The organism is Streptomyces sp. NPDC047043 (assembly GCF_040644055.1).
In the GTDB taxonomy this organism is placed as follows: Bacteria; Actinomycetota; Actinomycetes; order Streptomycetales; family Streptomycetaceae; genus Streptomyces.
In genome coordinates this window covers 616586-623418 of the sequence record NZ_JBEYVO010000001.1, presented here as the reverse complement: position 1 = coordinate 623418, position 6833 = coordinate 616586, and the positions used below count along the sequence as shown (strand labels likewise).

General features: G+C 71.3%; 7 protein-coding genes. 5 read left to right on the top strand and 2 right to left on the bottom strand.

Annotated elements, in window-relative coordinates; genetic code table 11:
- Positions 1-1044 (bottom strand): GAF domain-containing protein (locus ABZ880_RS03050; protein ID WP_361255798.1); only part of this gene is annotated, 1044 nt, incomplete at its 3' end.
- A gap of 133 nt (positions 1045-1177) precedes the next feature.
- On the opposite strand from ABZ880_RS03050, the gene ABZ880_RS03045 reads away from it, so the two are divergent.
- The 3 genes from ABZ880_RS03045 to ABZ880_RS03035 all read left to right on the top strand — a co-directional run bounded on the left by ABZ880_RS03045 (position 1178) and on the right by ABZ880_RS03035 (position 4350).
- On the top strand, positions 1178-1537 hold the full coding sequence (locus ABZ880_RS03045) for a VOC family protein (RefSeq protein WP_361255894.1): 360 nt from the start codon (positions 1178-1180) through the stop codon (positions 1535-1537).
- A gap of 111 nt (positions 1538-1648) precedes the next feature.
- Complete coding sequence (locus ABZ880_RS03040; protein ID WP_361255795.1) at positions 1649-3406, top strand: FAD-dependent monooxygenase; 1758 nt, start codon at positions 1649-1651, stop codon at positions 3404-3406.
- A gap of 32 nt (positions 3407-3438) precedes the next feature.
- The gene (locus tag ABZ880_RS03035; RefSeq protein ID WP_361255792.1) at positions 3439-4350 is read left to right on the top strand and encodes a YceI family protein; all 912 of its coding nucleotides are present in this window, start codon (positions 3439-3441) and stop codon (positions 4348-4350) included.
- Positions 4351-4405: 55 nt separating this feature from the next.
- Here the strand turns inward: ABZ880_RS03035 and ABZ880_RS03030 are convergent, their stop codons facing one another.
- Complete coding sequence (locus tag ABZ880_RS03030) at positions 4406-4996, bottom strand: TetR/AcrR family transcriptional regulator (protein WP_361255789.1); 591 nt, start codon at positions 4994-4996, stop codon at positions 4406-4408.
- A gap of 129 nt (positions 4997-5125) precedes the next feature.
- Here ABZ880_RS03030 and ABZ880_RS03025 point away from each other — a divergent pair, with 129 nt between their 5' ends.
- Both ABZ880_RS03025 and ABZ880_RS03020 read left to right on the top strand, forming a co-directional pair.
- Positions 5126-6031: an NAD(P)-dependent oxidoreductase gene (locus tag ABZ880_RS03025; RefSeq protein WP_361255891.1), complete on the top strand. Its 906-nt coding sequence runs from the start codon at positions 5126-5128 to the stop codon at positions 6029-6031.
- Complete coding sequence (locus ABZ880_RS03020) at positions 6028-6810, top strand: enoyl-CoA hydratase/isomerase family protein (protein WP_361255786.1); 783 nt, start codon at positions 6028-6030, stop codon at positions 6808-6810. Before ABZ880_RS03025 ends, ABZ880_RS03020 begins: the two co-directional genes overlap by 4 nt.
- Positions 6811-6833: the final 23 nt, after the last annotated feature.

The window sequence follows — 6833 nt, the reverse complement described above, 5'->3', positions numbered from 1 at the left end:
GACCGTTCCCGGGCCGACCGTTCCCGGGCCGACCGCTTCCGGGCCGACCGTTCCCGGGCCGACCGTTCCCGGGCCGACCGCTTCCGGGCCGACCGTTCCCGGGCCGACCGTTCCCGGGCCGACCGCTTCCGGGCCGACCGCTCCCGAGCCGACCGACCCCGATACACCCCAGCCCGACGCTCCAGAACCCAAGGCCCCCTTGAACTCCGCCTCCGCCCCCGCCCCCAACTCGGCTTCGGCCCCGCGCCCCCAACCCCCCAGCACCCCCACCGCCGCCCGCTCCAGCGCCTCCACCCCCTCCGGCGAAAGCAGCCGCCCCGCAGCCTCGCTGACGAGTCGGTTCCGCCCGTCGACGGCGACGACCGCGCGCCCCCGCTCACCCGCCGCCCGCAAGTACGCATCCAACAGCACCCGTTCCGCCGCCCGTGACCGCGCAAGAAGCTCCGCCTCGACGGCGATCGAGGCGGCCTCGGCGAGCGGAGCCTGCGGATGCGGCCCGCACTCGGCGCACAGTCCGCAGGTCACCGTCACCGTGCCCAGCAGCTGCCCGGTCTCCGGTGCCCGCACCGGCACGCTCACCGCGGAGACGTCCTGCCACAGGTCGAGGAAGTGCTCGGGGCCGTGTACCTCCGCGCGACGCCGGGTGTGCAGCGCGAGGGCCGCGCTGTTGTGGCCGACGACCTGTTCGGAGAGGTCGTAGTGGGGGTGGCCCGGCGGGAATCCCGCAGTCCACAGCACCCGCAGCCGCTCGTCGGTGAGCACGAGCGACGTCTGCCCGGTGCCGAGCGTGGGGGCGATCCGTTCGAGGACCGGGCGGGCCGCGGCCAGCAGAGGGGACTCGAGCGTTCGTAGGGAAGATGCCGGAACCCCCGGCGCAGGGTCCTTCGCGTCATGCCGTACGCCGAAGAAGCGGGCGCGCTTCCAGGCGGCGAGGACGTCTTCCGGTACCCCGTCGGGCAGTTGCTGCCCCAGCAGGAACAGCTCGCGGGCCCTGCGCAGCGAAGCGAGGGTGGGGCGGACGGAAGGGCGCTCTGCGGTGGTCACGGCACCGCTCACCCTACCGGGAACGGTTGAACGCGCAACAACCTCCGCTCCGCGCGTTACCCGCGCCGGTGCTGCTGCCTGGTGGCAGAGTGCGGAATCCATGCGGAGCAACGAGGAGCAACGAGGAGTGACGATGGAACCCACCGGCATCACAGCCAACCTGCTCGTCCCGGACATCGCGGCCGCCCGCGACTTCTACACCGGCTATCTCGGTCTGAGCGTCGAGGGGTTCAACATGGGCTGGGTGGCCCAATTCCGTTCGCCCGACGGCCACGCCCAGATCCAACTGCTCACGCACGACGCCACCGCGCCGGCGAACCCGGTCGTCTCGGTCAGGGTCGGCGCGGCCGTCGACGAGGCCTACGCCGAGGCGGTGCGGCGCGGTTACGAGATCCCGCATCCGCTCACCGAGGAACCGTGGGGCCTGCGCCGGTTCTTCGTCCGCGCCCCCGACGGCAACGTCCTGAACATCGTCAGCCACCGGGACGAGTGAACTGTCTCGTAGGACTGTCTCGTATTGAGACACCCACGCTCCGGCCCCGGCCTACATGATCTTGAACAGTAGGTGCCTGTTCGCATTCCCCGGAGCCCTGGAGCGTTCCCCGTGCAGACCGTCGAGCCCGATGTCGTGACCGACGTACTGATTGTCGGCAGCGGTCCCGCGGGCGCCTCCGCCGCGCTCGCGCTGAGCACCTACGGCGTGCCGAACATCGTCGTCACCCGCTACGCGAGCCTCGCCGACACGCCCCGCGCGCACATCACCAACCAGCGCACCATGGAGGTGCTGCGCGACCTCGGAGTCGAGGACGAGGTGATCGCCAAGGCGACCCCGCAGCACCTCATGGGCAACACGACGTTCTGCACCAGCCTCGCCGGTGAGGAACTCGGCCGGGTCCGCTCCTGGGGCAACGACCCCCTCGTGCAGGCCGCGCACGACCTCGCCAGCCCCACCCGCATGTGCGACATGCCCCAGCACCTGATGGAGCCCGTACTCATCGACGCGGCCGTCGCCCGCGGCACGAACCTGCGCTTCAGCACCGTCTACAAGTCCTTCGTCCAGGACGCCTTCGGTGTGACGGTGACGGTCGAGGACCGGCTGCGCGGCGACGAGTACACCATCCGTGCCAAGTACCTGATCGGCGCCGACGGCGGGCGCAGCCAGGTGGCCGAGGACGCCGGGCTGCCGATGGGCGGCCAGATGGGCGTGGCCGGCAGCATCAACATCGTCTTCGACGCGGATCTGAGCAAGTACACCGCTCATCGGCCGTCCACCCTGTACTGGGTGCTGGCGCCCGGCGCCACCGTCGGTGGCATCGGCGCGGGGCTCGTGCGTTGTGTGCGGCCCTGGAACGAGTGGCTGATCGTCTGGGGCTACGACGTCACCGCCGGCGCTCCCGACCTGACCACCGAGTACGCCGAGTCCGTCGTACGGCAGTTGATCGGCGACGACGAGATCCCGGTGACCGTCAAGTCGTCCTCGGCGTGGACCGTCAACGAGATGTACGCGGAGACGTACTCGAACGGTCGGGTCTTCTGCGCCGGCGACGCGACGCACCGCCACCCGCCGTCCAACGGCCTCGGTTCCAACACCTCCATCCAGGACTCCTACAACCTGGCCTGGAAGCTCAGGCTCGTCCTCGACGGCACTGCCTCCCCGAAGCTGCTGGACACCTACACCGCCGAACGCGCCCCGATCGGGCGGCAGATCGTCACCCGCGCCAACAAGTCCATCGGCGAGACCGCCCCCATCTTCGAGGCGCTGGACGGACTTTCGCCGCAGACCCCCGAGCAGCTGTGGGCCAACATCGCCGCCCGCAAGGACCCCAGCGAGGCGGCCGAGAAGCAGCGGGCGAAGCTGCGCGAGGCGATCGCCTTCAAGGTGTACGAGTTCAACGCGCACGGCGTCGACCTCAACCAGCGCTACGCCTCCGCCGCGATCGTCCCCGACGGCACCGAGGACCCCGGTTTCGACAGCGACCCCGAGCTGTACCACCAGCCCTCCTCCCGCCCCGGCGCCAAGCTCCCGCACGCCTGGATCACCTCGGGCACGCGCACCGTGTCCACGCTCGACGTCGTCGGACAGGGGCGCTTCACCCTCATCACCGGTATCGGCGGGGCGAGTTGGGTACGGGCGGCCGAGGCCCAGGACCTGGACATCGCCACCGTCGTCGTCGGACCCGGCCAGGAGTACGAGGACCCGTACGGCGACTGGGCACGGCTGAGCGAGGTGGCCGACGCGGGCGCGCTGCTCGTACGGCCGGACGGGTACGTCGCGTTCCGGCACGCGACGGCGGCCGCGTCCGGCGAGGACGCCGAGCAACTGCTTGCCGAGGCCGTGCGGTGGATCCTCGGGCACGCCTGACGGCGACCATTCAGAACTGAAAGGTGAACCCCATGCCCCTCGGACTGCTCCGGCGGCGACTGAAGAATGCCTCCGGAAGCCCCGCGGGCGTCACGCTTCCCGTCCCGGCCGGCGCGGGCGTCGTCGTCCGCGAGGTCCTGGACCCGGTGAACCAGCCCCTGGGCGCCGCCGATGTGACGGTGACGGAACTGCGCAGCCACCAGGTCGCGGCGCGCGGCACCACGGACCCGTACGGACTGTTCATGGCCGTGCTGCCGCCGGGCAGTTACAGCCTGATGGTCGTGGCCGAGGGGCTGGAGCCGCACCGCGAGAGCGTCGACGTCGTCGCCGACGCGGGCGTGGCCTCGCAGCGCGTCTGGCTCCAGCCGGGCCGGCAGGCGGACCTGCCGGTGCCCGGCACCTGGCTCTTCGACCCGCCGCACACGGCGATCCGCTTCATCGCCAAGCACGTCGGCATGGCGAACGTCCACGGCCGTTTCGAACGCTTCGAGGGCGGCATCCAGGTCACCCAGGACGTGTCCGACTCCCGTGTCCACGTCCGCATCGACGCGTCGAGCATCACCACGGGCAACAACACCCGGGACGCCCACCTGCGTTCGGCCGACTTCCTCGACGTCGACCACTTCCCGTACATCGACTTCCGCAGCACTCGCTTCGCCTACCGCGGCGGCAGCAAGTGGTCGCTGCTGGGCACCCTGACCATGCACGGCGTGAGCCGATCGGTCTCCCTGGACACCACCTACCTGGGCATGGTCAACGGCGGCTACGGCGAGGAACTGCGCTGCGCCGCCCTGGCCAAGACGGAACTGCACCGCGAGGACTACACCCTCAACTGGCGCTCGATGCTGGCCCGCGGCATCGCGGTGGTCGGCCCGACGGTCCAACTCGAGCTGGACGTACAGGCGATGTACCGCACGCATGACACACCGACACCGCCGGAGTGACCCGGACGGCGTGGACCGTCGGCCACCAGGTTTCCCGCCCGCCGCCGGCCCGCGTTCAGTCGCCCTTGCGCACCGCTGCGTCGAGCAGCGGACCGAGTTCCCGGGCCACGGTCGTCAGGGCGCGCACGTCCTGTTCGGCCCGGGCCATCAGGATCGCCCCCTCCAGCGTGCTGATCATGAGGGTGGCCAGCGCGCCCGCCCGCTCCTCGGGCACCCCCATGTCCACCAGGGCCCGGGCCACCGGTGCGGTCCAGGTGGCGAAGGCGGCGGCCGCCGCCTCCCGTGTGGAGACGGTGGATTCCGCGCAGTCCACCGTGGCGGCGGCCACGGGGCAGCCGCCCGCGAACCCGGCGCGCTCGTACTCGTCGGTCCACTGGCGCACCATCTCGGCGAACAGCCCGCCGGGCGTCGGCTCGGGCAGCGCGGTCAGGAAGCGGGCGACGCGGTTGCCCGCGTACCGGCCCGCCCAGTCCACTGCCTCGTTGACCAGCTGTTCCTTGCCGCCCGGGAAGTAGTGCTGGAGCGAGCCGCGCGGGGCGTCTGCGTGGCTGGCTACCTCGCGCATGCCGGTGGAGGCGACCCCGTCGCGCCGGATGAGCTGGGCCGCGCTGAAGACCATCCGCTCGCGCGGCCCTCGTTCGGACATCCTCGGTCTCCCCATTCATCGAGTTTTCCGCGCCCCATCTTATGACCGCTGTCATAGGACTCGGCTACTATGACCGCTGTCATAGTCCGTGGTCCGTGGTCCGTGACCGGACGTAAGTGGTGGTGTGTCGTGTACGTCGGTTTCATCGGCCTCGGTGTCATGGGGCAGCCCATGGCCCTCAACCTCGCCCGCGCCGGGACGCCACTGGTCGTCTGGAACCGCACACCGGACAGGTGCGACCCCCTGCGCGCCGCCGGAGCCGCGGTCGCGGCGAGCCCCGCCGAGGTCTTCGAGCGGGCGGAGACCGTGATCCTGATGCTGGCCGACGAGGCCGCCATGGATGCGGTGCTGGGGCGCGGTACCGCGGACTTCGCCTCGCGCGTGGCCGGCCGCACCGTCGTCCACATGGGTACGACCTCGCCCGAGTACTCGGCCGGACTGGAGGACGCCGTGCGAGGTGCGGGCGGAAGATATCTTGAGGCCCCGGTCTCCGGCTCCCGAGTCCCCGCGGAACAGGGGGAGTTGGTGGGGATGCTGGCGGGAGAGGAGGACGCCGTGGCGGTCGTACGGCCCCTGCTCGCGCCCCTGTGCCGGGAGACGTTCGGCTGCGGTGCGGTGCCGGGTGCGCTGCTGATGAAGTTCTCGGTGAACCTCTTCCTGATCACGCTCGTCACCGGGCTGACCGAGGCGTTCCACTTCGCCGACCGGCACGGGCTCGACCAGCGGCTGCTCCGGGACGTCCTCGACGCGGGGCCGATGGCCAGCGCCGTGTCCCGGGTGAAGGGGCCCAAGCTGCTGGCCCGCGACTTCAGCGTGCAGGCGGGTGCCGCGGACGTCCTGAAGAACAACCGGCTGATCGCGGAGGCCGCCCGCAAGGCCGACCTCGCCTCCCCGCTCCTCGACATCTGCCACGCCCTCTACGCCGAGACCGTGGCGCGGGGGCATGGTGGCGAGGACATGGTGGCCGTACTGCATGCGCTGGAGGCGCGGACCGACGGCGATCCCGTCCCCGTACGACTGGAGGAGCGAGCATGAGCTGGACGATCGAGCGGCGCGGCCGAGTCGCCGTCGTGACGATGACGACCAACCCCGTCAACGCGCAGAACCGCGCCTTCTTCGCCGACCTGCACGACGCCTTCGACCGGCTCGAACGCGACCACACCGACTCCCCGGTCGTCCTGACCGGCACCGGCTCCCGCTTCTCCGCCGGGCTCGACCTCGGCGAGCACTTCCCGCTCTTCGCCGGTGCTACGGCGGCGGTCGCGTCTTGGTTCCAGGAGTACCGGGCGACGAATTTCCGCCTGTTCACCTACCCGCGGCCGACGGTCGCCGCCCTCAACGGCCATGCGTTCGCGGGCGGGTTGATCACGGCCGCCGTGTGCGACCACCGGGTGGCCGTCGACGACGAGTCGGCGCGCCTCGGGCTCAACGAGGTGCCGATCGGTATCCCGATGCCCGCGGTGTACGTCCGGATGCTCGCCTACGCCTGGGGCGAGCCGGTGGCCGCGCGTACGTGCCTGCGCGGGGAGATCTTCACGCCGCGACAGGCCCACGAGCTGGGCATGGTGCAGGAGTTGGCACCGGCCGAGGAGCTGCTGGAGCGGGCCGTCGCCCTCGCCGGGGAGACACCCGAGGACTCCATCGAGCCGTACGCGTTCACCAAGCGGGCCTGTCAGGCCGCCGCCCTGCGCGACATCGCCGAACTCTCCGACGCGTTGGACAAGGAGCTTGCCGCGGTGATGTCGAGCGAGGGGGCCCGGCACGCCCATCGCCGCTACTGGCAGCAGCTCAAGGGCCGCCCGGCGGAATGGTGAGCAACCCCAACCGACCGCGCCGA

Bases quoted from the DNA above. Each gene is read 5' to 3' on its own strand.
- ABZ880_RS03020 (WP_361255786.1), top strand. From the start codon at position 6,028: ATGAGCTGGACGATCGAGCGGCGCGGCCGAGTCGCCGTCGTGACGATG.
- ABZ880_RS03045 (WP_361255894.1), top strand. From the start codon at position 1,178: ATGGAACCCACCGGCATCACAGCCAACCTGCTCGTCCCGGACATCGCG.
- ABZ880_RS03035 (WP_361255792.1), top strand. From the start codon at position 3,439: ATGCCCCTCGGACTGCTCCGGCGGCGACTGAAGAATGCCTCCGGAAGC.
- ABZ880_RS03030 (WP_361255789.1), bottom strand. From the start codon at position 4,996: ATGTCCGAACGAGGGCCGCGCGAGCGGATGGTCTTCAGCGCGGCCCAG.